Annotated in this window: 17 protein-coding genes; 15 read left to right on the top strand and 2 right to left on the bottom strand. The window is 69.7% G+C overall.

The window, feature by feature from the left end; genetic code table 11:
- The first annotated feature begins 128 nt into the window (after positions 1-128).
- From ACSMXO_RS17850 to ACSMXO_RS17870, 5 genes are all read left to right on the top strand, one after another.
- The gene (locus tag ACSMXO_RS17850) at positions 129-3,272 is read left to right on the top strand and encodes a beta-xylosidase family glycoside hydrolase (RefSeq protein ID WP_455418622.1); all 3,144 of its coding nucleotides are present in this window, start codon (positions 129-131) and stop codon (positions 3,270-3,272) included.
- Between the two features lie 163 nt (positions 3,273-3,435).
- Positions 3,436-5,862, top strand: coding sequence for a family 43 glycosylhydrolase (locus tag ACSMXO_RS17855; protein ID WP_455418623.1), 2,427 nt, complete (start codon positions 3,436-3,438; stop codon positions 5,860-5,862).
- Positions 5,863-5,922: 60 nt separating this feature from the next.
- Positions 5,923-6,555: a hypothetical protein gene (locus ACSMXO_RS17860; RefSeq protein WP_455418624.1), complete on the top strand. Its 633-nt coding sequence runs from the start codon at positions 5,923-5,925 to the stop codon at positions 6,553-6,555.
- Between the two features lie 56 nt (positions 6,556-6,611).
- Positions 6,612-7,628, top strand: coding sequence for a hypothetical protein (locus ACSMXO_RS17865; protein ID WP_455418625.1), 1,017 nt, complete (start codon positions 6,612-6,614; stop codon positions 7,626-7,628).
- Positions 7,629-7,944: 316 nt separating this feature from the next.
- Entirely contained in the window at positions 7,945-9,327 is a 1,383-nt protein-coding gene (locus ACSMXO_RS17870; RefSeq protein WP_455418626.1) for an RICIN domain-containing protein, read from the top strand.
- A 90-nt stretch (positions 9,328-9,417) separates the two neighbouring features.
- Here ACSMXO_RS17870 and ACSMXO_RS17875 read toward each other — a convergent pair whose 3' ends face one another.
- Complete coding sequence (locus ACSMXO_RS17875; protein WP_346260278.1) at positions 9,418-10,164, bottom strand: FadR/GntR family transcriptional regulator; 747 nt, start codon at positions 10,162-10,164, stop codon at positions 9,418-9,420.
- Between the two features lie 181 nt (positions 10,165-10,345).
- Here ACSMXO_RS17875 and ACSMXO_RS17880 point away from each other — a divergent pair, with 181 nt between their 5' ends.
- From ACSMXO_RS17880 to ACSMXO_RS17915, 8 genes are all read left to right on the top strand, one after another.
- The gene (locus ACSMXO_RS17880; protein WP_455418627.1) at positions 10,346-11,611 is read left to right on the top strand and encodes an ABC transporter substrate-binding protein; all 1,266 of its coding nucleotides are present in this window, start codon (positions 10,346-10,348) and stop codon (positions 11,609-11,611) included.
- Positions 11,612-11,747: 136 nt separating this feature from the next.
- Entirely contained in the window at positions 11,748-12,593 is an 846-nt protein-coding gene (locus ACSMXO_RS17885) for a carbohydrate ABC transporter permease (protein ID WP_455418628.1), read from the top strand.
- A complete protein-coding gene (locus tag ACSMXO_RS17890) occupies positions 12,593-13,420 on the top strand; it encodes a carbohydrate ABC transporter permease (protein WP_455418629.1) in 828 nt (275 codons plus the stop codon). The genes ACSMXO_RS17885 and ACSMXO_RS17890 overlap by 1 nt, the downstream gene beginning before the upstream one ends.
- A 1-nt stretch (position 13,421) precedes the next feature.
- Positions 13,422-14,645, top strand: a complete 1,224-nt coding sequence (locus ACSMXO_RS17895) for a mandelate racemase/muconate lactonizing enzyme family protein (protein ID WP_455418630.1) — start codon at positions 13,422-13,424, stop codon at positions 14,643-14,645.
- A gap of 181 nt (positions 14,646-14,826) precedes the next feature.
- Positions 14,827-15,852 carry a zinc-dependent alcohol dehydrogenase gene (locus ACSMXO_RS17900; protein ID WP_455418631.1) on the top strand — a complete coding sequence of 342 codons (1,026 nt, stop codon included), beginning with the start codon at positions 14,827-14,829 and terminating at the stop codon, positions 15,850-15,852.
- Entirely contained in the window at positions 15,849-16,610 is a 762-nt protein-coding gene (locus tag ACSMXO_RS17905; RefSeq protein ID WP_455418632.1) for an SDR family NAD(P)-dependent oxidoreductase, read from the top strand. The genes ACSMXO_RS17900 and ACSMXO_RS17905 overlap by 4 nt, the downstream gene beginning before the upstream one ends.
- Complete coding sequence (locus ACSMXO_RS17910; protein ID WP_455418633.1) at positions 16,607-17,485, top strand: amidohydrolase family protein; 879 nt, start codon at positions 16,607-16,609, stop codon at positions 17,483-17,485. The genes ACSMXO_RS17905 and ACSMXO_RS17910 overlap by 4 nt, the downstream gene beginning before the upstream one ends.
- Complete coding sequence (locus ACSMXO_RS17915) at positions 17,482-18,468, top strand: aldo/keto reductase (RefSeq protein WP_455418634.1); 987 nt, start codon at positions 17,482-17,484, stop codon at positions 18,466-18,468. The genes ACSMXO_RS17910 and ACSMXO_RS17915 overlap by 4 nt, the downstream gene beginning before the upstream one ends.
- A gap of 113 nt (positions 18,469-18,581) precedes the next feature.
- Here ACSMXO_RS17915 and ACSMXO_RS17920 read toward each other — a convergent pair whose 3' ends face one another.
- Positions 18,582-22,127, bottom strand: a complete 3,546-nt coding sequence (locus tag ACSMXO_RS17920) for a ThuA domain-containing protein (RefSeq protein ID WP_455418635.1) — start codon at positions 22,125-22,127, stop codon at positions 18,582-18,584.
- A 524-nt stretch (positions 22,128-22,651) separates the two neighbouring features.
- Between ACSMXO_RS17920 and ACSMXO_RS17925 the strand changes: the two genes are divergently transcribed.
- On the top strand, positions 22,652-24,163 hold the full coding sequence (locus ACSMXO_RS17925) for a sugar ABC transporter ATP-binding protein (RefSeq protein ID WP_455418636.1): 1,512 nt from the start codon (positions 22,652-22,654) through the stop codon (positions 24,161-24,163).
- A 165-nt stretch (positions 24,164-24,328) separates the two neighbouring features.
- Complete coding sequence (locus ACSMXO_RS17930; RefSeq protein ID WP_346260289.1) at positions 24,329-25,252, top strand: ABC transporter permease; 924 nt, start codon at positions 24,329-24,331, stop codon at positions 25,250-25,252.

Consider the following 25,252-nt stretch of genomic DNA (forward strand, 5'->3'; position numbering starts at 1 on the left):
GCCACGCCGGTAGCGCGGGTGAGGCGACTGGTGGTTGCCTCGCTGTCGCCACGGAGCTTCGAGGTCGCTGTCTGGGCGGGCCACGACCGGTCGTCCCAGGGGGGTGTTCGATGATCGTTAGGAGTGGGATGCGGATCCCTGCGTCTGTGGTGCGGGTGGTGGCGTCGATGTCCGGCGGGTCGTCGCCGGCGGGTCGGCTCGACGGGGCGGGGTTGGCGGCGTTGGCCGGCGTGGCAAGGGTGGACGCGCGCGGCCGGAGCCAGGTCGAGGCGCGGCCAGGGCGACTGCCCGGGTCGGTCGTCGGCACCGGATTCCTGAAACTCGCCGGCGTACTCCGCCGGGCGGGAGCGAGGGTGCTGCCCGAGGGTTCGGGCCGGCGCGGCCCCTCGCTCGCCCTGGTGGGCGTGCTGCTGTGCGCCGGCCTCCTCTCCGTCGGAGGCCATGCGAACGCCGGTGTCGCCTGGTCGCCCGAGCCGGGGTACACGTCGACCGACATCGGCGACGGCAGGTATTCGGTTCCGCTGCTTCGCTCCGACGTTCCGGACATCAGTGTGGAGCGCGTCCCGGCGGCCGAGAACGACGAGGGTCGGGACATCTACTACATGATCAGTACGACGATGCACCTGAGTCCGGGTGCGCCGATCATGAAGTCCTACGATCTCGTGAACTGGTCGATCGTCAACTACGTGTTCGATCGGGCGAGCATCGGAGATTCCTTCTCGCTGCGCAACGGCCAGAACTCGTACGGCCAGGGCCAGTGGGCGTCGTCACTGCGCTATCGCAACGGCGTGTTCTACGTGGCCTTCAACACCAACAACCTCGGCGGCGCGTACATCTACCACACGGATGACATCGAGGATGGCGCGTGGCAGCGCACCGCTCTGGGGCGCGGTCTCCATGACCCGTCGCTCTTCTTCGACATCGACGGCACGCCGTACGTCTTCTACGGTTCCGGCGGCACCAGCGCGGTGCGTCTCAACACCGACCTGACCGCCATCGCGCAGGACTATCCGAACATCTTCACGGCCAACGACTACGCGGGCCAGCCGTTCATCGGTGGCCTGTTCGAAGGAGCGCAGTTCTACCACATCGACGGCTACTACTACGCGGTCATCATCACCTGGCCGCCGGGGCAGGGACGTCAGGTGGTCATGTTTCGCTCGCCACACCTGCTCGGCCGCTACACGTCGCCGGGTGGTGTGAACAGCTACGAGGCGCGTGGGGTGCTCAACTCGAACGGGTTCGCGCAGGGCAGCCTCGTGCCGATCTCGCGCGAGGGTGGCGGAACCGACTGGTACGGCATGTTCTTCCGCGACACGTTCCCGGTCGGACGTATCCCGGCGCTCATTCCCGCCAGGTGGCAGGACGGGTGGCCGACCTTCGGCAACAACGGGGTCGTGCCCGTGGACGGACTGTTCGACAAGCCGATCGACCTGCGCCCGGCAGAGGACCTCGTCGAGCGTCAGCGGAGCATCGTCGCCTCGGACGACTTCTCCAACGACGCGCCGCACAAGGCGTACATGGACGAGGAGTGGACGATCCCGAAGCCGCCGGACATCGACGAGTCGCTCATCGGTGTCGAGTTGCTGGAGAACCCCGGTTTCGAATCCGGGGCAGTCGGCCCGTGGGCCGCGCAGTTCGGCGCGACGCTCGGCTTGGACGAGACCGACCCGGCCGCCGGATCGGCGGCGTTGCGGGTGAGCGACCGCACGGTCAACGGCTCCGGCCCGAACCAGTTCGTGAACGGGAAGCTGCAGCACGGCGTGACCTACACCGTGTCGGCGAAGGTCAAGTACGCGTCAGGGCCGAGTAGTGTGCGGTTCAACCTCGCCGCGGACTGGGGCTCGGGCGTGCAGGTGATGGCGTCCGGAAGTGTGCCGGTGGGGCAGTGGACGACGGTGTCGGGCCAGTACACCGTCCCGACGACGGCGAACCTCGACAACGCCAAGTTCGCCGTGGAGACTCCGTGGGCGAACCCGCAACCGCCGTCGTCGAGTGTCGAATACCTGATCGACGATGTCTCGATCATCGGACAGCCGGTGACGGCCGAGCAGCCGGCCGAGGAGGAAATCGTCTCCAACGGGTCGCGGCTGGACATGGCGTGGCAGTGGAACCACGCGCCCGACAACCGGTACTGGTCGCTCACCGACCGGGACGGCTGGCTGCGGCTGACCACCGGCAAGGTGGTCACCGGCCGGTACGTATACACAAAGCTGTCCAACCGGTCCGAGCTGGCCTGGTTCGAGGAAGCCAGGAACACCCTGTCGCAGCGTACCTTCGGGCCGCGGCAGTCGGTCGAGACCAAGATGGACATTTCTGGCATGAAGAACGGCGACGTCGCGGGCCTGGCGGCCTACAACCGTGGATTCTCGTACGTCGCGGTCAAGCGCGTCGGCGACGCGAACACGCTTGGCGTGGTCAACCGGGGGCAGCCCTTCGCGGTGGACCTCGACCAGGCGACGCTCGAGAACTTCCTACCGGGCACGACGGTGCCGCTGGGAGACGCGACCGAGGTGTACGTGAAGGCGGATCTCGACTTCGCGTCGCCAGCGGGGCAGCTCTGGACGACGTTCTACTACAGCCTCGACGGACTGACGTGGCGCCAACTGGGCGGCCGCGTCGGCCCCCAGACGCTGGATGGGAGCCTCGCGCACTTCATGGGACATCGGGTCGGCCTGTTCAACTACGCGACGCTGGCGACGGGCGGGCGGGTCGACTTCGACTACTACCTGCTCAGCGACACGCTGACCGCGCAGGGCCAAGCGCTGGACAGGAACGACCTCGACGCGGCTGTCGCGCACGCGGAGGCGCTCCGCGAGGCCGACTACCCAGCGGACGCCTGGGCCGCGATGCAGACCGCCCTCGCCGCCGCGTTGACGGCGCGCGCCGGTGAGTTCGGCACCCAGAACCAGATCGACGCGCCGGAGCGGGCACTCAGCTATCAGCTGGCCCGGCTCGGCATGCTCAGGGCCGCTCCCGGGTTGCCTGTCACGGTGACCGTGCAGGCGAGGTGTCTCGCCGGTAGGGCGTACGTCGCCGTGCAGGCGCGCAACGACCACGACAGGCCGGTGGACATCGTGCTGGAGACCGGGTACGGCATGCGGTCGTTCGTCGATGTCGTGCCGGGTGCGAGCGCCTACCAGGCGTTCGGTACCCGGGCGACCTCGGTCACGGCCGGATCGGCGACCGTCCGGGTCACCGGGAGTGTCGCCGGCGAGGACGTGACGACCGTTCGGACCGGAGAACATCCCGGCGTCGACTGCGCCGGATAGCCGGCCGCGACGGCGGACGGTTGCGGCCGGCTCCGGTCACCGCCGCGCCTCGACCCTGCCCTACGCCGGTGACGAGTGCCCCGATCCCCGTCCAGGCCCGCACCCCACCGGTCCGGGGTGACTGAGAGTCCAGATGCCAGTCAGAGATCAAGGAAGGTGTCACTTGAAACAGCGCTCGCGAGGGGCGGTGCGTCGACGGTTCGCCGCGATCACCACCATCGGCGTCGTGCTGGCCGCAGGACTGGTCACCACGCCGGTGCCGGTACAGGCCGCCGAACAGAATCTCATCCTGAACGGCGGGTTCGAGGAGGGTCTCGCCAACTGGTTCGTCAACAACGGCAACGCGAACGACAGCGCCACCCTCGCGCCTACCACGGACGCCTATTCCGGTGCGGGCGCCGCGCTCGTCAGCAACCGGGTGACCACCGGATCCGGCCCGATGCAGGACCTCAGCGGCAAGGTGCAGGCAGGACAGACATACAGCCTCACCGCCCGCCTGAAGTACGCGAACCCGGACTCGCCCGAGACGAAGCAGTTCTTCGCCACGATGCACTACGGCGGTGGTACCTACACCAACCTGGTGAGCGTGGTGGCGACGCGCGGCCAGTGGGCGCAGTTCAGCGGGACGTTCACGATCCCGGCCGGACAGAGTGTGTCGACGGCGCGCCTCTTCTTCGAGACGCCGTGGACGAGCGCTCCTTCCTCGGATCCTCACCTCCACCTGATGGACTTCACGCTCGACGACGTGTCGGTGATCGGCGCTCCGCCGCCTCCGACGCCGTCGAAGACCATCGAGGTCGTCGGTAAGCTGCCCGGAGAGCACAACCCCCTGATCGGGCACAAGTTCGGTGCCGACGGGTTCGGGTTCGTGCACGGCGGCCGGGTGTACATGTACCTGACCAACGACACCCAGGGTTATGCGCCCGACCCGGTCACCGGCATCTCACCACAGATCAACTACGGCGACATCAACCGGATCACGGTGATCTCCTCCGAGGACCTCGTGAACTGGACGGATCACGGTGAGGTTCAGGTCGCTGGACCGAACGGCGTGGCGCCGTTCACCAACAATTCCTGGGCGCCTGGCATGGCCAGGCACGTCGTGGACGGGGAGGAGAAGTTCTTCCTGTACTACGCCAACGGTGGCGGTTCGAGCAATGTGATCACAGGCGAGTCGCCGCTCGGTCCGTGGGCCAGCGAGCGCACGAGCACTTTGATCAACGGCGGTACCCCCGGTGCCGAGGATGTCGCGTGGAAGTTCGACCCCGCGCCGCTCGTGGACGACGACGGCGAGGAGTACCTCTACTTCGGGGGCGGTCCCGCGTCGACGAGCATGCCGCCGGCCGAGCGCTTCAACAACCCGAAGAACCTCCGGGCGATCGAACTCGGCGACGACATGGTCTCCACCGAGGGGTCGGCGGTGGTAGTCGACGCCCCGGTCGCCTTCGAGGCGGGCCATGTCTTCAAGCGCGAGGGCAGGTACTACTTCTCGTACTCCTCGCACTTCGGCGGGAACGACTTCGGCGGCAACCAGACGCCACTGCCCGGCTACCCCGGCGGCGGTCAGATCGGTTACATGATCTCCGACGACCCGATGTCGTGGCCGAAGGAAACCTACGCGGGCGTGCTCTTCCCGAACCAGTCACAGTTCTTCGGCGCCGGCACCGGTGGCAACAACCACCAGTCGGTGTTCGAGTTCGAGGGCAAGTACTACTTCACGTACCACGCCCCGACGCTGAACAAGCGCATCAACGGGAACACCACCCAGGGCTACCGCAGCCCGCACATCCAGGAGCTGACCTTCAACCCGGACGGCACCATCCAGCAGGTCGTGGGCACGTACGGCGGTGTGGACCAGGTCAGGAACTTCGACCCGTTCCGGGTGTTCGAGGCGGAGACCCTCGGCTGGAGCAAGGGCATCGCGACCGCGAAGGTCGACGGCGGGTCGACCCAGTTCGGTGCGGAGGCGCCGAACCTGGTGGTCCGGGACGTCGACGACGGCGACTGGACGGCGCTGTCCTCCGTGGACTTCGGTGACGGTGGTGCCCGGAGCGTGACGGCGAAGGTGCGCGCGCTGGCCGCGGGCGCCCGGATCGAGGTGCGGCTGGATACTCTCGCAGGTCCTGTGGTCGGCACCGTCCCGGCCGGCACGCCGACCGCGCAGTGGGCCGAGGTGACCGCCGAGCTCGAAGGCGTCAGCGGCGTGCACGACGTCTACTTCACCTACCACGGCCCGGCCGGTGAGGATCTTTTCGAGATCGACTCCTGGTCCTTCGCGGCGACGGGTACCCAGCCCGAGCTGCCCGTCACGGCCACCGTGCAGGCACGATGCCTCGCCGGTAGGGCGTACGTCGCCGTGCAGGCCCGCAACGACCACGACGGGCCGGTGGACATCGCCCTGGAGACCGCGCACGGCGCGCGGTCGTTCGCCGATGTCGCGCCGGGCGCGAACGCCTACCAGGCGTTCGGCACGCGGGCGACCTCGGTCGCGGCCGGGTCGGCGACCGTCCGGGTCACCGGGAGCGTCGACGGCGAGGACGTGACGACCGAGCGAACCGTGGAACACCCCGGCGTCGACTGCACCGGATGACCCTGACCGCCCCCGACCAACCACCTCGCCGGCAACAACAGCTTGACAACGGAGGAGCGAATGAAGATACGGAAACGGCGGCACCTGCTCGCGGCCTGCGCCGCCGGCGCCGCCCTGGCCGGAGCGACGGCGTTGCCGCCGCCTGCCGCGGCCGAGCCTGGTGACGACACCGACGTGCAGGTGACGGTCGATATCGACGAGATTCACGAACCGGGCGTGCTCGCCATGTCCATCGCGGGCAACGCTGTCGCGCTGTCCGAGAACGGCTCGACCCTGCTGGTCCGCCAGTTCGTCGGCACCCTGCCCACCGTGACGGTTACCGACACCCGCAACCCGGACGAGGTGCCCGAGGGCGCCGCCTGGGCGGTACTGGGCAGCGCGACCGATTTTGTCGGTGCGGCTGGTCAAGCACCGATCAGCGCCGGCCACCTGGGCTGGAAGCCGCGCCTGCTCGACGGTGGCGACACCGGCCTGGTCGCCGAAGGTGATGAGGTCGTGACCGTCCTCGACGAGGAGACCCAGCCCGGCAACAACGTCGGTCTGGTCGACCAGGAGTTGCTGGTGTCGACCTTCGACTCCGGAGCCGTAGCCGGTGATGCGTACTCGGTCAACGCCGACCTGTACCTGCGCACTCCGGCGGATGTCGCCGCCGGCGAGTACGCCTCAACGCTCACCCTCTCACTGTTCGAGTAGTGGCTGGGCGGGGCCCGCGCGGGCCCCGCCCAGATCCACCGAAGGGGCTGCTCCGGATGACCACCCCGCTACGCCGGGCGCTGACGGTACTCATCGTCGCGACCCTTGCCGCCCCGGTCACCCCGGCCGTCGCGGCGGAACCGGGCACCACCGTCACCTGGACGGTCCAGCCGGCCGATCCGAGCGGGCCAGACGGCCGTCGGTGGATCGAACTCACCCTCGATCCGGGGCAGGTGGTGACCGAGCACCTGGCGGTACGGAACTTCAGCTCCGCGGTCGTCGTCTTCTCCCTGACGTCCGCCGACGGCTACCTCACGGACAAGGGGCGCTTCAACATGCTCCCGTCCGGCCAGGCTTCGGTGGCCGGCGGCACGTGGATCGACGTACAGCAGGCGGTGACGGTCGGGCCGAACGAGACGAAGGTGGTGCCGTTCACGATCACCGTGCCGCAGGACGCCACGCCCGGGGACCACCCGGCCGGCATCGCCGCGTCGGTCATCAGTACCGGCGGCACGGTCAACGTCGAGAGCCGGGTCGGGTTCCGGGTCATGATGCGGGCCAGCGGCACGGTCCGGGCAACCGTGGCGGTCAAGGACCTCACCGCCAGGTACACACCGTCGTGGAATCCCTTTCGGGGCGGCACGATCCGGGTCCGATACCTCCTGTCGAACGACGGCAACGTCCGGACGAGCGGCACGAGCCGCCTGGCGGTGACCGAGCTGTTCGGCCTGACCGGCCAGCACTCGACCGCCGACGTCGAGGAGATGCTCCCGGGCGGCAGCCGGCTGGTCGAGTCTCGCCTCCACCCTGTCTGGGCACTCGGGCAGCTACGGACGACCATTGCCATGACCCCCGAACCTCTCGGCAGCGACCAGTCCGGCGCCGAGATCCACCAGACCCGGGCCTCCGTGACGACCTGGGCCTTGCCCTGGTCGCAACTCGCGCTGCTGCTACTGCTGGGCGTACTCGTCATCGGGTTCCGAACCTCGGCTCGGCGCCGCCGTCGCCGGTTGACCCAACTGCTCGCCCGTGCCCGGGAAGAAGGCCGGGCGGAGAGCCGGGCGCGCTCGTAGCCGGCGCCTCCGCCCGGCGCCGGCCCGGTAACCCGGCCGGGGAGACGGATTGACATGAGTCGTTTGACGTATGACGATGTGAGCGCTAACTTTTCAGGCGCGGGTCAGGTGGCTGCCGGGAGCCCTGACGCACCGCCGCGATTCGCGCGGACTCGCCGCATCGCCGGCTCATGGCAGGGCCGGACGTCCGGGGGTGGCGGCCGCGCGGATGCCGCGGATCACCTCACGTGCCGACGCCACCACCGGACGCCGGCACCACCCCCCTGGGTGCACGCGTCCGTTCTGCTCGCGTGCGACCCCGACCGAAGGAGCGGATATGAAGGCCACCGGTGAGGCTCGTCCCGCCTCTCCACAGAGACATCGCTGGCGGTCAGGGCTGGCCGTCGCGGCGGCGGCCGTCGTCGCGGCCGGGACGCTCGTCGCGGTGAACGCCGCGCCCGCGTCGGCGGCGACCGTGGACACCAACGCCTGGTACGTCCTGGTGAACCGGAACAGCGGCAAGGCACTGGACCTGTACGCCTCGGCCACCAACGACGGCGCGCGGATCAGCCAGTGGACGCGGAACAACGGCGCGAACCAGCAGTGGCAGTTCGTGGACTCGGGCGGCGGCTACTACCGGCTGAAGTCCCGGCACTCCGGCAAGGTCCTCGACGTGCACAACTGGTCGACCGCCGACGGCGGTGCGATCGTGCAGTGGTCCGACCTCAACGCGACGAACCAACAGTTCCGGCTGGCCGACTCCGACGGGGGGCACGTGCGGTTGATCAGCCGGCACAGCGGCAAGGTCGTCGAGGTGCAGGGCGCATCCTCGGCGGACGGCGGGAACGTCGTGCAGTACTCCGACTGGAACGGCGCGAACCAGCAGTGGCAGCTGGCCCGCGTCGACGGCGGCGAGCCGCCGCCGGGTGGCACCGGCTGTGGCAAGGCCCCGACGCTGTCCAGCGGCACGTACACGATCCAGAGCAACGGCAAGAGCCGGTCCTTCATCCTGCGGATGCCGGCAAACTACAACAACAGCAACCCCTACCGGCTGATCTTCGCATTCCACTGGCGGGGCGGCACCATGCAGGACATCTCCTCGGGCGGCACCAGTGGGGCCGCCTGGTCCTACTACGGCCAGCAGGAGCAGTCGAACAACAGCGCGATCCTGGTCGCGCCGCAGGGGCTCGGCAACGGTTGGGGCAATGCCGGCGGCGAGGACGTGACATTCGTCGACGACATGATCCAGCGGATCGAGAGTGACCTCTGCGTCAACCCGAGGCAGCGCTTCGCGCTCGGCTTCAGCTGGGGCGGCGGCATGAGCTACGCGCTCGCCTGCGCCCGGGCGAACGTGTTCCGGGCCGTCGCGGTCATCGCTGGAGCGCAGATCAGCGGGTGTAGCGGCGGTACCCAGCCGATCGCGTACTTCGGGCTGCACGGCATCTCGGACAACGTCCTCAACATCTCCCAGGGGCGGTCGCTGCGGGACACGTTCGTCCGGAACAACGGTTGCACCGCCCAGAGCCCGCCGGAGCCGGGGGCGGGCAGCCGGACGCACGTCACCACCACCTACTCGGGATGCCGGTCCGGCTACCCCGTGCAGTGGGCCGCGTTCGACAACGGACACATGCCCGGTCCGGTGGACGGGAGCTATGCCGAGAGCGGCGTCACCACCTGGACCAAGGGTGAGATCTGGCGGTTCTTCGCGCAGTTCTCCTGAACAGCTCGGCAGACCTGACGGGCGGGCTCGTGGCGAGCAGGGGGTGCCGGCACCCGCTGCGGACCGGGAGCCCGTCCGTTCGGCGATATGTCACCGCTGGAGGCGGCTCGGCTTGCCCGGTCCGCTGCGGCGGACGAGCCAGGCCTCGGTGATGTGGGTGAACATTGCCTCGGCGGCGCCGTCCGGGTCGTGGGCGGCGATGCGTTCGTAGATGCGCCGGTGCCCGCGGTTGGACGCTACGCACAGCGAACGTTCGGTCCGGCCCATGTACCGGGAGGTGTTGACGACCTGACTCTCCAGCGCGCGTACGACACCACGGGCGATGCGGTTGCCGGACGCCTGCATGATCGTGTCGTGGAAGGCGCGATCATGTTCGTGGTAGGTGACGTGGTCGTCGACGAGTTCGTCCATCCGCTTCACCTGACCGCGTAACCGCTCGATGGTCTCCTGGTCCGCCAGTCGGGCGGCGACGTTCGCCATGTCGGACTCGAGCACCCGCCGGGTGACGACGAGATCGTCGAGGATGGCGAGGCTGTCGTCCTCGGCGATGGTGGCCGCGAGGACGAGTTCGTCGAGCATGTCCCACGACGACGGCGGGGTGACCATGGTGCCGGCGCCCTGGCGGACCTGTACCAGCCCCTTCTCCTGAAGGATCTTCACCGCTTCCCGGACGACGGTCCGGCTCACGGAGAAGGTCTCGCAGAGCACCGGCTCGGGCGGGAGCGACGTCCCGGACGGGTGCGTCCCGCGGACGATCCGCTCCACCAGCTCGGCGGTGACGGCCCGGGCGAGGTTGGTCGGTCGTCGCGTCCAGGCCGGGGGCGCTGCAGCATTCAAGGCGGTCTCCTGCGATCGCGTCATGTCCCCTCCGGGTGGCTCGCCGCGCTGTTAGCCCGGTGTCCGTGGTCAGTGTACGGCCGACCGTTGACGGGCAGACATCATACGAGTTACGTTTCCGCGTAATGATGACGCCTGACGGTCGGTTCGCCGGCCACCCCTCATTCAAAGGGTGACAACGATGAAACAGCGAGCAATGTGGCCGGCCGTCCTCGTTGTGGGACTGGCGCTGGCCGGCTGTGGAAGTGCCACAGGGTCGGACTCGTCGCAGGGCGGGTCGGAGGGCAAGCTGGTGGTGTGGGACTGGAAGTCTGGCGAGGCTTCCGCCGCACCCTACATCGAGAAGGCGAAGGCGGACTTCGCGAAGAAGCATCCGGACGTGACGGTCGAGTTCGTCGCGCAGCCCTTCGACCAGTACTACACGCTGCTCGGTGCGGCGATCCAGTCCGGCAAGGGCCCGGACGTCATCCTGTTCAACGGAGGCGGTCAGATCCGTGACCGGGTGGACGCGCTGGTGCCGCTGGACGAGTACGTGGCCGAGGACAAGCAGCGGCTGGCCGGTTGGGACGCGTTCACCAAGGACGGCAAGATCTACGCCGGCCCGGTGACGTTGCAGGGGCACCCCATCTACTACAACAAGGCGCTCTACCAGAAGGCCGGGCTCGATCCGGCGAGTCCGGCCACCACCTGGAGCGAGTTCGTCGCCGACTGCGCCGCCATCGCCAAGGCCGGCGCCAAGTGCTTCGCCCTCGGCAACAAGGAGGGTGCCGGCATCCAGTTCTGGCTCTCGGGCCTGGCGTCGGGCATCCTCACCGCACCGGAGTACGACAACTGGGTCGCCGGGAAGCGCGACTGGACCTCGCCCAACGTCAAGCGGGTCTTCCAGCTCTGGAAGGAGGCCGGCGACGCGGGTCTGAACAACGACGGGGCCAACTCGACCGCGATGTTCAACGACTCGTTCGCGCTCTTCCAGTCCGGCAAGGCCGCCCACGTCATCGGGCTGATGTCGGACGTGGGGCACTGGAAGGACTTCAACGAGTTCCTGACGGCCGACAAGCTCGGCGTCATGGACGCCCCGGTCGTCACCGCCGGGACCACCCCGAGCCTGCCCTACGACGGCGGTATCGGCTACGGGGTCGCCAAGTGGACGAAGGACCCGAAGGTGGCCGCCGACCTGGTGCGGGCGCTGACCTCGACCGACGCGTTGAAGGCATTCTACGCCGGCGCCGGTGCGATCGCCGCCGACACCACGATCGACGTGTCGCAGGGCGGCCCGGCCGTTGCCACGATCGTCTCCGAGATCAAGGGCGGCAAGCCCGCCCTGCACGTGGCGCTCTCCTCGAAGACCCTGGACCTGATGGGTCGGCTCTCCCAGCAACTCCTCAGCGGCTCGATCACCGTCGATGAGGTGGTGAAGCAGCTGGCCGCTTCCGACCAGGCGGGCTGAACCCGTGCCGATCGGAAATGTACCGCCGTCGGTCCGTCCGGCCCAGGCCGGACGGACCGACGGGGCGGCGGCCGGGTCCGCCACCCGGCGCGGCAGCGCTCGTACCCGGCGTGCCGGTGGCTTGCGGTCCGAACGCTTGGCTCCGTACGTCCTGGTGGCCCCGGCCGTCCTGATCATCGTGGTGCTGCGGCTCTACCCGCTGCTGCTCGGGGTCAACTTCTCCTTCACCGGCGACGGTGAGCGGAACGGGGTGGCGGTCGGTCTCGACAACTACCTGGAACTGCTCCGGGATCCGCTGTTCCGGACCGCGCTGGGCAACGTGGGACTGCTGGTGCTGCTGCTTCCGGTGGCGGTGGCGATCCCCGGGCTGCTCGCGACGTTCATCTACCTCCGGGTACCCGGTCACCGGCTCTACCGCGGTGTCTACTTCTTTCCCGCAGTGCTCTCCCCGGTCATCGTCGGCGCGATCTTCAACCTCCTGCTCGCCTTCGACGGCCCGGTCAACGCCGTTCTCGGGTCGGTCGGCGTCGGTCCCGTGGACTGGCTCGGCAACCCGGACGTCGCGATGTTCATGGTGGTCGGCGTGCATGTCTGGGCGACCTTCGGGATGGGCCTGGTGGTGTTCCTCGCCGGCTTCGCCACCCTGGACTCCGCGCTCCTGGACGCGGCCCGGGTGGACGGGGCGTCGCTACCCAAGGTCATCTGGCACGTGATCGTCCCGGGCCTGTCCCGCACCATCCAGTTCGTCTTCGTGACCACGATGATCGGGATGCTGACCTCCATGTTCGGCCTGCTCTACGTCATGACCAGCGGTGGCCCGGAGGGGTCGACATACCTGCCGGAGTACTACATCTGGATCCAGCAGGGACAGATGAACCGGCCGGCCCTCGCGTCGGCCGCGTCGACGGTCCTCTTCGTGATCATGATCGTCGTGGGGCTGCTGCAGATCAAGCTGCTCAAGCGGGCGGCGAGGGAGGCCTGATGTCCCGCATCCGTCTGGGCCGGTGGCTGGTCGCCATCCCGATGGCACTGCTCGCGCTGGCGACGGTCTACCCCCTGCTGTTCACCGCCAACGTCGCGATGAAGACCCGGCGTGACTACATCCTCGACCGGTTCTCCCTGACCGACGCGCTGCGCTGGGAGAACATCAGCACGGCCTGGAACAGCGTCGGCATGGGCCGGTACTTCGTCAACTCCCTGATCGTGGTGACGTCGTCGGTGCTCCTGCTGCTGCTGTTCGGCTCGATGGCCGGCTTCGCCCTGAGCCAGTTGCGGTTCCGCGGTTCGACGGCGCTGTTCCTGGGCTGCCTCGCGGGACTCTTCGTGCCGTTCCAGGTGATCATGGTGCCGCTCGCCCGGATCATGGCGGACGGTGGCCTCATCGACACGTACCCCGGGCTGGTCCTCGTCTACGTGGCCCAGTTCCTGCCCTTCACCGTCTTCCTGATGACGAGCTACTACAAGAGCATCCCGCCGGAGATCGTCGACGCGGCCAGGATCGACGGCAACAGCGTGTACGGCGTGTACCGGCGGATCATGCTGCCCCTGGGCACCCCGGCGCTGCTGTCGGTCGGCATCCTCGACGCCCTGTTCTGCTGGAACGACGTCCTCATGTCGCTGGTGATGATGCCCTCGGCCGACCACCGGACCCTCATGGTCGGCGTGACCTCGTTGCGGGGGCAGTACTCCGACGACATCCCCACCTTCGCCTCCGGGGTCCTGATCGCCGCTGTTCCCGTCCTGGTGGTCTACCTGTTCCTCCAGCGCCAGATCGCCGACGGCGTCGCCGCCGGCTCCACGAAGGGCTGACATGCGGATCACCGGATATCGGACACTCACCACTGTTCAGGAATGGGGGCGGCCCGTCGGCGACGCCAACGGCGTCTTCGCCGACGGGGTGGTCCCGGTGTCGATCGTCATCGTCGAGACCGACGAGGGCATCTCGGGGGTCGGCCTCGGGCCGCACGTGGAGATCGAGCGGATCTTCGCGGCCATCGACGGCGAAGACCCGCGCGCCGTGACGACCCTCTACGACCGCATGCTGCGGCACACCTTCAAGGCGGGCCACGCGGGCCCGGTGTTCGGCACCATCGGCGCGCTCGACACCGCCCTGTGGGACATCAAGGCACAGGCGGCCGGCGAGCCACTGTGGCGGCTGTTGGGCGGACGTGACCGGCGGATCCCCGCCTACGCATCCGGCCTGGACATCGGGCTGACCGACGACGAACTCGTCTCGACCTACGAGGTCTACGCCCGGTACGGCCTGCGGGCCGCCAAGGTCAAGGGCGGCCTCGACATCGAGCGCGACCGGCACCGCCTCTGCCTGGTGGGGGAGGTGCTGACCGAGGCCGGGCACGGCCTGCGGCCGGGTCTGATGCTCGACGTGAACGAGGCCTGGACCCGCAAGCAGGCCGTCCGGCACGTCTGCGAGCTCGAACGCACCCTCGACCTCATCTGGATCGAGGAGCCGGTCCGGCGCTGGGACGCCGAGGGCCACGCCGCGGTCGGCCGGGGCATCCGTGCGTCGGTCGCCACCGGGGAGAACCTCACCGGGCTCGAGCAGTACCGCCCGCTGATCGCCGCCGGTGCGGTCGACATCGTGCAGATGGCTGCCGTCTGGGGGGTCACCCATTTCCTGCGGGCGTCCGCCCTGGCACACGCCCACGACCTGCCGGTCAGCCCGATCGGTAACAGCCCGGTCGGGCTGCTGCACGCCGCGACCTCGGTGCCGAACCACCTGACCAGCGAGTTGCAGGACCTAACGCCACCGGTCGGCGTCTCCATCGACCTGCACGTCGAGGACGGTGCCTTCGTGCTCGGTGACTCGCCCGGCCTGGGCGTCCGGGTCGACGAGGACCGGATCCGAGCCACCACCCGGCGCCCGGAGGCGCCGATGTCCGAGGGCCCGCACGTCCGGCCGGAGCGGGCCGGACGGCGACTGCTGGCCGGGGTCGACGGCATCGCCCCCGCACCGGAGTTCGCCGGCGCGCCGCTGCACCGCCACAACGACGTGTCGCCCACCGCACGCCACTGACCAGCACCGGGTCCGCGTACCGAAGGACATCCGCGTGCTCAATCGCCCGTACCACCCATCACCAACGTCAGCGTGAGCTGAGCCAGCAAGGGGAGGTCCTGGGTGCACCGCCACGGCGGCGCATCCACGAGCAATGCCCGGTCGGGACGACCGACGTACCGGCCGCCGAGACGGAGGATCGATGAAGGCAGTGGTCTACCGGGGAGCCCGCCAGCTCGGGATCGAGGAACGCGACCCGGAACCGCCGGGTCGTGGTCAGGTGCGGATCGCGGTGGCCTACACCGGGATCTGCGGTACCGACCTGCACATCTACCACGGGGACATGGATGCCCGGATCGGCGCCTCGGCGATCATCGGACACGAGATGTCCGGGCGGATCGCGGCCGTCGGAGCGGAGACCACCGGCTGGTCCGTCGGCCAGGCCGTCACCGTGATGCCGACCCGATCGTGCGGGGAGTGCGCCGCCTGCCGGCGCGGCAATTCCCATATCTGCCACGCCATGAACTTCCTCGGCATCGACTCGCCGGGCGCCATGCAGTCGTCCTGGAACGTCCCGGCGGACCTGGTCCTGCCGCTGCCCGAGGAACTGCCGCTCGACCACGCGGCGCTCGTCGAACCGGTCGCGGTCGCGGTGCATGACGTCCGGCGGGGAAACGTGACCGCCGACGACCAGGTGGTCGTGATCGGCGGCGGGCCGGTCGGGGTACTGATCGCCACCGTTGCGCGGGGCTGCGGCGCGCGGGTGCTGCTCGTCGAGCCGGATCCGTTCCGGCGTGCCGCCGCGGGCGGGATGGGGATCGAGGCCGTCGACCCGGGGACGACCGACGTCGTGGCGCTGGTAAACGACCGCACCGACGGCGCGGGCGCCGACATCGCCTTCGAGGTCTCCGGCTCCGCGGCCGGCGTCGCTACGGCGGTGGACGTGCTGACCACCCGCGGCCGGCTGGTGATGGTGGCGATCCACCCCCGGCCCCGGGAGGTCAACCTGCACCGGTTCTTCTGGCGCGAGCTGGAGCTGCTCGGCGCCCGCCTGTACCAACGGGGCGACATGGCGGAGGCGATCCGGTTGGTCGCGTCCGGCGCGATTCCGGCGGAACGGCTCATCTCCCGGGTCGAGCGCGTCGAAGCCGTGAACGCCGCGTTCACGGCCCTGGAGGGCGGCGGCGTGCTGAAGGTGCTGCTTGACTGGCGGGAGGACAACCGGTGACCACCTTGTTCGACCTGTCCGGCCGGACTGCCGTCGTGACCGGCGCCCGGCGCGGCATCGGCCTGGCCATGGCCGAGGCGCTGGCCCTGGCCGGCGCCGACGTCGTCGGCGTCTCCGCCCAACTGGAACCGGACGGCAGCGAGGTGGGACGCCGGGTACGGGCGGCCGGCCGCCGGTTCACCGCACTGCGGGCCGATCTCGCCGACCGGGCGGCGGTGCACCGGTTGGCCCGGGACCTCACCGCGCTCGGGCCGATCGACATCCTGGTGAACAACGGCGGCACGATCGCCCGTACCCCGGCCGCGGATCACCCGGACGAGATGTGGGACCACGTCATCGAGGTGAACCTGACGAGCCAGTTCGTGCTGAGCCGGGAGATCGGCCGGACGATGGTCGAGCGCGGTCGAGGGAAGGTCATCTTCACCGCGTCGCTGCTGAGTTTCCAGGGTGGCATCACCGTTCCCGGCTACGCCGCGTCGAAGTCGGGCGTGGCCGGGCTGACCAAGGCGCTGGCGAACGAGTGGGCGCCCCGTGGGGTGAACGTCAACGCCATCGCACCCGGTTACATCGCCACCGACAACACCCGGGCGCTCCGCGACGACCCCGACCGTGACCGGGCCATTCTCGCCCGGATTCCGGCGGGCCGCTGGGGTCGCGCCGACGACCTCGGCGGCGCCACCGTGTTCCTGGCGTCGGCGGCGTCGGACTACGTCAACGGGATCGTGTTGCCCGTCGACGGCGGCTGGCTGGGCCGATGACGGGCGGTCAGGTGCCGGGACACCCCGGCATCATCGACGCGCACCACCACCTCTGGGTCCGGGCCCGGCATCCGCAGCCGTGGATCGACCCGGTGGCCATGGCGGCCATCGACGCCGACTTCGAACCTGTCGACCTCGCCCCGCTGGCCGAGAGCGCCGGGGTCACCGGGACGGTCGTGGTGCAGTCCATCGCGTCGGAGGCGGAGACGGAGGACCTGCTGGATCTCGCGGCCGACAGCACACTCGTCCGGGGGGTCGTCGGTTGGGTGGACCTGACCGCGGACGACGCCGCCGACCGCATCGACCGGCTGCGGGCGGGACGGGGCGGGGACCGGCTCGTCGGCATCCGCCACCTCGTCCAGGGGGAAACCGACCCGGCGTACCTGGACCGTCCGGACGTGCGCCGGGGGATCGCGGCGGTGGCCGCCGCCGGCCTGGCGTTCGATCTGCTGGTCCGCCGGCACCAGCTACCCATGGCCGCGCGTCTGGCGCACGACCTGCCCGAGGTGCGGTTCGTCCTCGACCACCTGGGCAAGCCCACACTTGGCGGGCCGGAACTGGCGGACTGGGCCCGGGACCTGCGGACGCTGGCCGCCGCGCCGAACACGACGGCGAAGCTCTCCGGCCTGGTGACCGAGGTACGACGGTCGCCTTGGACGCCGGAGGATCTTCGACCGGCCGTGGACGGCGCTCTCGACGCGTTCGGGCCGGACCGGCTGATGTTCGGCTCGGACTGGCCGGTGTGCCTGCTCGCCACCTCGTACCGGCGGTGGGTCGAGGTCCTGGCGGAGTTGCTGGGCGACCTCGGCGCAGCCGACCGGGCGCTGATCTGGGAGCAGACGGCGCGGCGGGTCTACCGGCTGGGGGCGTCGTGAGGACGCTCGCACTGCCGCGCCGCCCGGGGGTACGGCTGACCGAATTGGGTTTCGGCGCTTCCCAGGGCGGCAACCTGTACCGGGCGACCACGGACGAGGAGTTCGCCACAGCGGTCGACACCGCGTGGGACGCGGGAGTCCGGTACTACGACACCGCGCCGCACTACGGACTCGGGCTGTCCGAGCGACGGCTCGGTGCCGCGCTGCGGCACAGACCGCGCGACGAGTACGTGGTGTCGACGAAGGTGGGCCGCCTACTCGTACCCACGCCGGAGGACGCGCACCGGCGTGACCCCGAGGGGTTCGACGTCGCCGCGAGCCACCGACGGGTGTGGGACTTCAGTCGTGACGGTGTCCGCCGGTCAATCGAGGCGAGCCTGGACCGTACCGGCCTGGGCCGGATCGACGTCGTCTACCTCCATGACCCCGACGAGCACTGGGAGCAGGCCGCGACCGAGGCCGTACCCGCCCTGGTCGAGCTGCGCGATCAGGGCGTCGTACGCGCCATCGGGGCCGGAATGAACCAGTCGGCGATGTTGGCCCGGTTCGTGCGGGAGACCGACATCGACGTGGTGATGTGCGCAGGGCGGTACACGCTGCTGGAGCAGGGCGCGGCCGATGACCTGCTGCCCGCCGCCGCGAACGGTGGGGTGGGCGTGGTGATCGCGGGCGTCTACAACTCAGGGCTGCTGTCCCGGGACCGGCCACCGGTCGACGCGCGCTATGACTACCGGCAGGCCCCGCCGGAGGTGGTCGGGCGGGCCCGGCGGATCGCCGAGGTCTGCGAGACGTACGGCGTCACCCTGCCGCAGGCGGCGCTCGCCTTCGTCCGCCGGCATCCGGCCGTGGTCTCGACGGTGGTCGGTGTGCGCAACGGACCTCAGGTGACCGAGGCCGCGCGACGGTCGGCGGCCACCGTGCCGGACGAACTCTGGGACGCGTTGGCGGCAGCCGGCCTGCTCGCCGCGCCGCAACCCGGGTAGGGCGGCCCGGCCCGTCCCGGTCGACGCCGAGGTCCCGGTCGGGACCGGCTCCGTGTTGTCGGATGCCGGTCCCGACCGGACCGTCACTGCTCACCGCGGCAGCCGCGGTCCCGTCACGCCGGGGTGAACCGCCACTGCTGGTTGGTGCTGCCGAGGCAGTTCCACTGCAACAGCCGGGCTCCGTCGCTGGTGGCGCCGCCGTTGACGTCCACGCAGTGCCCGCTGGGCACGCTCTTCACCGTGTACACCCCGGAGGTTCCGGTGGGCGTGGCGGTGAACTTCTGCTGGTTGCCGTTGTTGCAGGTGGCCTGCTGGAGGAAGGCTCCCGGCGCGGTGGAGCCGCCGGTCACCTCGACGCACTTGCCGCTGTGCACCGCCTTCAGGTAGACCGCACCACCACCGGCGTCGACGGCCTGCCACTTCTGGTTGTTGCCGCCGGTGGCCGCCCACTGGTGGATCTGGGCACCGTCGGCGGTGGAGACGCCGCTGACGTCCATCAGCTTGCCGCTGTGCTGCGCGGTGAGCGTCCAGGTCCGGCCCGCTACGCCGTCGGTGCTGGGTACGCCGACGCCGGTGCCGCCGAAGGTGAACGAGTCGAGGTCGAACCAGTTGTTCGTGCTGCCCTTGAACACCAGGTAGAGCGTATGGGTTCCGGCGAGGGCGGCCACGTTCACCGCCGGCGTGGACTGGTAGTTGTCCCAGCCGCCGGTGCTGGGCACCGGGGTGGTGGCCAGCAGCGTGCCGGTCGGCGAGCCTGCGCGCAGCTCGATGGAGCCGCCGCCGGACGGCGACGACAGCCGGTAGCTGACGTTCGTGATGCCCGACAGGCTCATCGGGTTGAACGCCACCCAGTCGTTGTTGGAGATGTCGCCGACCCGCTTGGCGCTCTCCGCGCCGGCCTGGTCGACGACCCGGGTGCCGGACTGGCTGGTGTAGTACTCGGCCTGCTTGTGCTTGGGCTGCAGGAGAACCTTGGCGTAGCCGGTGAGCGGCGCCGCGCCACCGGTTCCGCCGTTGTCGGTGTACCGGGCGTTGAGGACGTAGTACAGGTTTGCGCCGTCGGGATGGCCGCCCAGCAGTTCGGTGGCGATGGTGCCCGAGCAGCCCGGGTAGTCGGTGGTCTCGTGCTCGTGGTCGTCGTGGCCGAGGGCCGGTTTGACGAACACCTTGGTGCAGTCGATGGTCCCGCCGTCCGGATCCGAGACGGTGACCGTGTACGAGACGCGGTCGCCGAAGTTGAGCATGCCACCGTTGGTCGGGACGGTGATGGTGACCACCGGTGCGGAGTTGCCGACGGTGATCTGCACGTTGGCGAAGGCGGTCTTGCCGGTGTTGTCGGTGACCTTCAGCTGTGCGGTGTAGTTGCCGTTGGTGGTGTAAGTGTGTGACGGGTTGGCCGCCGTGGAGGTGGCGCCGTCGCCGAAGGTCCACTGGTAGCTGAGGGTGTTGCCCGGGTCGGGGTCGGTCGTGCCGGCGCTGCTGAACTGCACGGTCAGCGGCGCGTTTCCACTGGTGGGCGTGCCGGTGGCCTTGACGACCGGTGACCGCCCGCCCTGGATGTAGTCGATGCGGTAGAGCCCGGAGTCGTTGTTGCCGCCCCCGAAGTTGGAGCCCCACTCCAGCAGGTAGAGCGAGCCGTCCGGGCCGAACTCCATGTCCATCGGCTTGATGAAGTTGCCGGCGGGCAGGAACGGGTTGGTTCGGGTGACGGCCGTCGCGGAGTCGAAGTGGACTTCCTTGATGTAGTTACGGGTCCACTCGTAGAAGAAGTGCACGCCGTCGTAGTAGGGCGGGAACTTCGTCGCGGACGGGTTCGCCGCGTCGTAGCGGTAGACCGGTCCACCCATCGGGCCCGAGCCGCCGGAGCCGAGCTCCGGGAACGTCGGTGAAGTGCCGTAGCCGTACCACATGTTCGGGGCGACGATCGGCTTGAGGCTGGTCAGACCGGTGTTGTTGGGCGAGTTGTTCACCGGCGCGGAGCAGTTGAACTTCGCGCCGACGACGCCGGTGTCCGGGTTGTACGGGGCGTAGGGCTGGTTGTCGCCGTGGCAGAACGGCCAGCCGTAGTTGCCAGCGGACTTGATCACGTTGAGTTCGACGAGCCCTTCCGGGCCGCGGTTGGTGGTGGGGGGATTCCGGTCGGGCCCGTAGTCGGCCAGGTAGACCCAGCCGTTGGCCGGGTCGATCGAGAAGCGGAACGGGTTGCGGAAGCCCATCGCGTAGATCTCCGGCCGGGTCTGCGCCGTTCCCTGTGGATAGAGATTGCCCGCCGGGACGGTGTAGCCGCCGCTGGCCGAGGGCCGGATCCGCAGGAGCTTGCCTCGCAGGTCGTTGGTGTTGCCGGCGGTCCGGGCGGCGTCGAGGTTGGCCTTGCCGGACCGCCAGTCCAGCGGAGCGTAGCCCTGCCAGTTGGGGTCGAGGTTCGGCGGCGTGTCGTCGCCGGTGCCGATGTAGAGGTTCCCGTCCGGGCCGAACTCGAGGTATCCGCCGGTGTGCCCGGGCTCCGGGAACGTACGGTCGCGGTACGCGGGGATGTCGATGATCCGGACCTCGCTGGAGAGGTTCAGCGTGTCGCCGGTGAGCGTGTAGCGGGAGACCCGGTTGACGTCGGTCGTGCTGCTCGCCGGCGAGTGGTACAGGTACACGTAACCGTTGCTGGCGAAGTTCGGGTCGAGCGCCATTCCGGTGAGGCCGTCCTCGCCGCCGGTGTAGACGCTGAGCGTGCCGGCGGTGACGGTGGTGTTGGTGGACGGCTTGAAGATCTTCAGTTGCCCGCCCCGCTGGACGTAGAGCACCCGTCCGTCGGGTGCCACCGCCAGCGCCATCGGGTCGACGGTGTTGTCGTCGAGGGCACGCTTCTCGAAGTTGCCCCAGACGGTGCCGCCGCAGTCGCCGGGCTCGTTGCCGGCGGCCCACTTGACGCCGCCGAGGACGTGGTTGCGGAAATTGGTCTCGCTGTAGGACTCGGCGGCGTGCCCCATCGCGGTGGCCCAGACCCGGCCGCCGCTGACGTTGCGGCACCAGGAGATCGGATGGTCCGGACCCATCGCCCGGGAGCCGGGGTTGTACGTGCGTTCGTCGGCGGTCACCAGGACATGGACGTCGCCGCGCGGGTTCTTGTCGAAGTTGTACCACTCCTCGCTGCGGTTCCAGCGGTCCGGGAGGCTGGCCGTCGAGGGGTGTTTCTTGTCGGCGACGATGGCGGTGCCGGGTAACACGCCGGGGGAGTGCTCCGGCATGTGGGCACCGGCGTTCACGGTCTGGTCCCACCACGGGTACTCGCCCTCGATGCCCATGTCCGTGGCGTTGTGCACGGCGACGATGCCCTTGCCGCCGGCGAGGAACCCCTCCACCGCCTGGCGCTGGGCCGCCGAGGTCCACACCATGCCCGAGGTCTGGAACATGATGAGGACGTCGAAGGTCGCGAGATTGGCCGGGGTGAAGACGTTCGAGTCCTCGCTGTGCACCAGTTCGAAGTTGTTCGCCGCCGCCTGCTGCTGGAACATCGAGATCCCGGCGGGGATCGAGTCGTGCCGGTAGCCGGTGGTCTTGGTGAACAGCAGGGCGCGGAAGGCGGGAGCCGCCGACGCCGGGGGAACGAGCGCGAGCGACAGTAACAGGCCGGCGAGCACTCCTATGATCAATGTGTTGCGACGCATGCCGTCTCCTAGTTCGGGCGGGCGAGGGTGTTGCGGCCACGGGCCCGGCGGCGCGTCAGGTTGTGCCTGGCCACGCGTAGGGGCACGGGTGTGCTGGTCGGTCGTCGTGCCGTCCGCCGCAACGGCAGTCAGCCCCGCAGGACATCACACAACGTGACGTAGGGAGTGTCCTCGTCCCGTGTCTGCAAGGTGTCGGGATGCGGGCTCTACATCAACGATCATCGATGTCTGCACGTGCATCTCACGTCGTCCCGAGGTGGGGGCGGCCGTGTCTGGCCCCTCGGTCCGGCGCCGCTGCCGATCGAGTGGCGGGCCCGGCAGTCGCCTCAGGTCGAGGATTGCGGAGCCGCATCCAAACATCTATCTTCATACGTGTGATGTTTCGCTCGTGTCAAGCGAATGTTTGCAACGCACGAACGTAAGCCCCCCACGCCGCGCCCGAAAGTTCGTCTTCGCCCGAGCAAACGACTCGGCGCGCGGTGAACGAATACGTCGTTGACTACTATCTGTAAGGGCCTTTTCCGATGTCAGATCCACGACCGGCGCCGCTGCTCGCCCTGCGCGGCATCGGTAAGTCCTTCCTCGGGGTACGCGTCCTCGACGGTGTCGACCTCGACGTCCTGCCGGGCGAGGTGCACGCCGTCGTCGGCGAGAACGGCGCCGGGAAGTCCACCCTCATGAAGATCGTCTCGGGCGGCTACGTCCCGGACGAGGGCAGCATCGAGTTCGCCGGTGAGCCACGCGCGTTCCGTGGTCCGCGCGACGCGCAGCGGGCCGGCATCGGCATCATCCACCAGGAGTTCAACCTGCTGCCGGAGCGCACCGTCGCGGAGAACGTGTACCTGGGCCATGAGCCGGTACGCCGCGGGCTCGTAGACCGCCGGGAGATGCTGCGCCGCACCGGGCAGCTGCTCACCTCGATCGGGGAGACCGCGCTGCCGCCCGACGCCCGGGTGGGACGTCTCGGCGTCGCGCAGCAACAGGTCGTCGAGATCGCCAAGGCGCTCGCTCTCGACGCGCGGCTGCTCATCATGGACGAGCCCACCGCGGCGCTGGCCGACCACGAGGTCGAGCTGCTGTACGGGCTGGTACGCCGGCTCCAGGAGCGGGGCATCGGCCTGCTGTACGTCTCGCACCGGCTCGCCGAGGTCTTCGACCTGTCCGGTCGGATCACGGTCCTGAAGGACGGCCGCCGGGTGACCACCGTGCGGACCGCGGACACCACCGCCGACGAGCTGGTGCGGCACATGGTCGGCCGGGAACTGTCCAGCTACTACCCGGACCGGGCCGGTCCCGAGGACCGGGGTCCGGTCCGGCTCACCGTCCGGGCCGGCGGAAACGGCAAGCTGCGCGGCGTGGACCTGGAACTGCGCGCGGGTGAGGTGCTCGGCGTCGGCGGCCTCCAGGGTGCCGGGCGGTCGGCGCTGGCCCGTGCGCTCTTCGGGGTGGCCCCGTTCACGACCGGCGAGGTCACGCTCGACGGCACACCGGTCCGACTGCGCTCGCCGCGCGCCGCGATGCGGGCCGGCATCGCCTACGTCACCGAGGACCGCAAGGGCGAGGGCATCGTCGCCCGGCAGTCCGTACTCGACAACGCACTACTGGCCAGCCGGGCGGTCTTCGCGGCCCGGGCCGGCCGCGCCGCCCGGACCGTGCGGGTCCGCGAGCTGCTCGCCGCGGTGGAGGTCCGGGCCGTCGACGACGACCAGGAGATCCGCTTCCTCTCCGGCGGCAACCAGCAGAAGGTCGTGCTGGCCCGGTGGCTCGCGCTCAACCCGCGGATCCTGCTCTTCGACGAGCCGACCCGGGGCATCGACGTCGGGGCGAAGGCGGCCATCCACGATCTCGTCCGCCGCCTCGCCCGCGACGGGGCGGCGGTTCTGATGATCTCGTCCGACCTGCCGGAGCTGCTGGGAATGAGTGACCGGATCGTGGTGCTGCGCGACGGCCGCGTCGCGGGCGAGTTGCCCGCCGGCGCGACCGAGGAGGACGTCCTCGCCCTGGCGGTCGGGACCGTGCGGGAGGCGGCCGCGTGAGCGTGAGGAGTGAGCCGGGTTTGCGAGCCCCGCAGTCGCGAACAGAGGCGGTCCAGTGAGCGTGAGGAGTGAGCCGGGTTTGCGAGCCCCGCAGTCGCGAACAGAGGCGGCCCAGTGAGTGGCCTTCCGCTCCTGCCGGCCCGGCGGCCCGTACCGGGTGTGTTCGTGGCACTGACCCTCGTCCTCGCGATCGGCTGGCTGGTCGTGATGATCGACGGCGGCCAGCTGTTCAACCAGTCGACGACGGTGAGCCTGCTGCACGTCGCCGCCGGGCTCGGGCTCGTCGCCGTGGGCCAGACCCTGGTCATCCTCGGCGGCTCGCTCGACCTGTCCGTGGCGTACGTGATCAGCCTCAGTACCCTGGTCGCGGCCGAGACGATGGATGGCCGCAGCGGCGCGCTGCTGCCGGGGGTCGGCCTGGCGCTCACCGTCAGCGCCGGCATCGGGCTGCTCAACGGGCTGCTCGTCACCAAACTACGGATCAACCCGTTCATCGCGACCCTCGGCGTCGGGCTGCTGCTCAAGGGGTACCTCGACAACGGTTACGACGGCCCTGCCGGCACCACCGCCCCCGCCCTCGTGCAGTCCCTCGGATACCAGCGCGTCGGTCCGGTACCGCTCTCCTTCCTGCTGCTGGTCGCCGTCACCGGGGCGGCCTGGTTTGCGCTCTCGCGGACCCGGTTCGGCCACCACCTGGTCGCGGTCGGCGGTGACCCGGAGGTCGCCCGGCTCTCCGGCGTCCGCAACGACCGGATCCTCGTCACCGCCCACGTGCTCTGCGCGCTCTGCGCCGGGCTCGCCGGGATCTACCTCGCCAGCCGGCTCGGCTCGGGTGCGCCCCGGGTCGGCACCGAGGGTCTCTACGACCTGGAGTCGATCGCCGCGGTGGTGATCGGCGGCACCGCTCTGGCCGGCGGACGCGGCGGTGTCATCGGCACCGTCGGCGGGGTGCTGCTGCTCGCCAGCATCGACGCCATCTTCAACCAGCTCGAGGTGGACGCCTTCTTCAAGCAGGTGATCCGCGGTGCCGTCATCATCGCCGCGGTCGCCGTCTACGCCCGCCGGGCCCTGCGGAAGGCGGACTCCTAG

The sequence above is a fragment of the Plantactinospora sp. DSM 117369 genome, assembly GCF_053764795.1.

Bases quoted from the DNA above. Each gene is read 5' to 3' on its own strand.
- ACSMXO_RS17850 (WP_455418622.1), top strand. From the start codon at position 129: ATGCGGATCCCTGCGTCTGTGGTGCGGGTGGTGGCGTCGATGTCCGGC.
- ACSMXO_RS17860 (WP_455418624.1), top strand. From the start codon at position 5,923: ATGAAGATACGGAAACGGCGGCACCTGCTCGCGGCCTGCGCCGCCGGC.
- ACSMXO_RS17865 (WP_455418625.1), top strand. From the start codon at position 6,612: ATGACCACCCCGCTACGCCGGGCGCTGACGGTACTCATCGTCGCGACC.
- ACSMXO_RS17870 (WP_455418626.1), top strand. From the start codon at position 7,945: ATGAAGGCCACCGGTGAGGCTCGTCCCGCCTCTCCACAGAGACATCGC.
- ACSMXO_RS17880 (WP_455418627.1), top strand. From the start codon at position 10,346: ATGAAACAGCGAGCAATGTGGCCGGCCGTCCTCGTTGTGGGACTGGCG.
- ACSMXO_RS17890 (WP_455418629.1), top strand. From the start codon at position 12,593: ATGTCCCGCATCCGTCTGGGCCGGTGGCTGGTCGCCATCCCGATGGCA.
- ACSMXO_RS17895 (WP_455418630.1), top strand. From the start codon at position 13,422: ATGCGGATCACCGGATATCGGACACTCACCACTGTTCAGGAATGGGGG.
- ACSMXO_RS17900 (WP_455418631.1), top strand. From the start codon at position 14,827: ATGAAGGCAGTGGTCTACCGGGGAGCCCGCCAGCTCGGGATCGAGGAA.
- ACSMXO_RS17910 (WP_455418633.1), top strand. From the start codon at position 16,607: ATGACGGGCGGTCAGGTGCCGGGACACCCCGGCATCATCGACGCGCAC.
- ACSMXO_RS17920 (WP_455418635.1), bottom strand. From the start codon at position 22,127: ATGCGTCGCAACACATTGATCATAGGAGTGCTCGCCGGCCTGTTACTG.
- ACSMXO_RS17925 (WP_455418636.1), top strand. From the start codon at position 22,652: ATGTCAGATCCACGACCGGCGCCGCTGCTCGCCCTGCGCGGCATCGGT.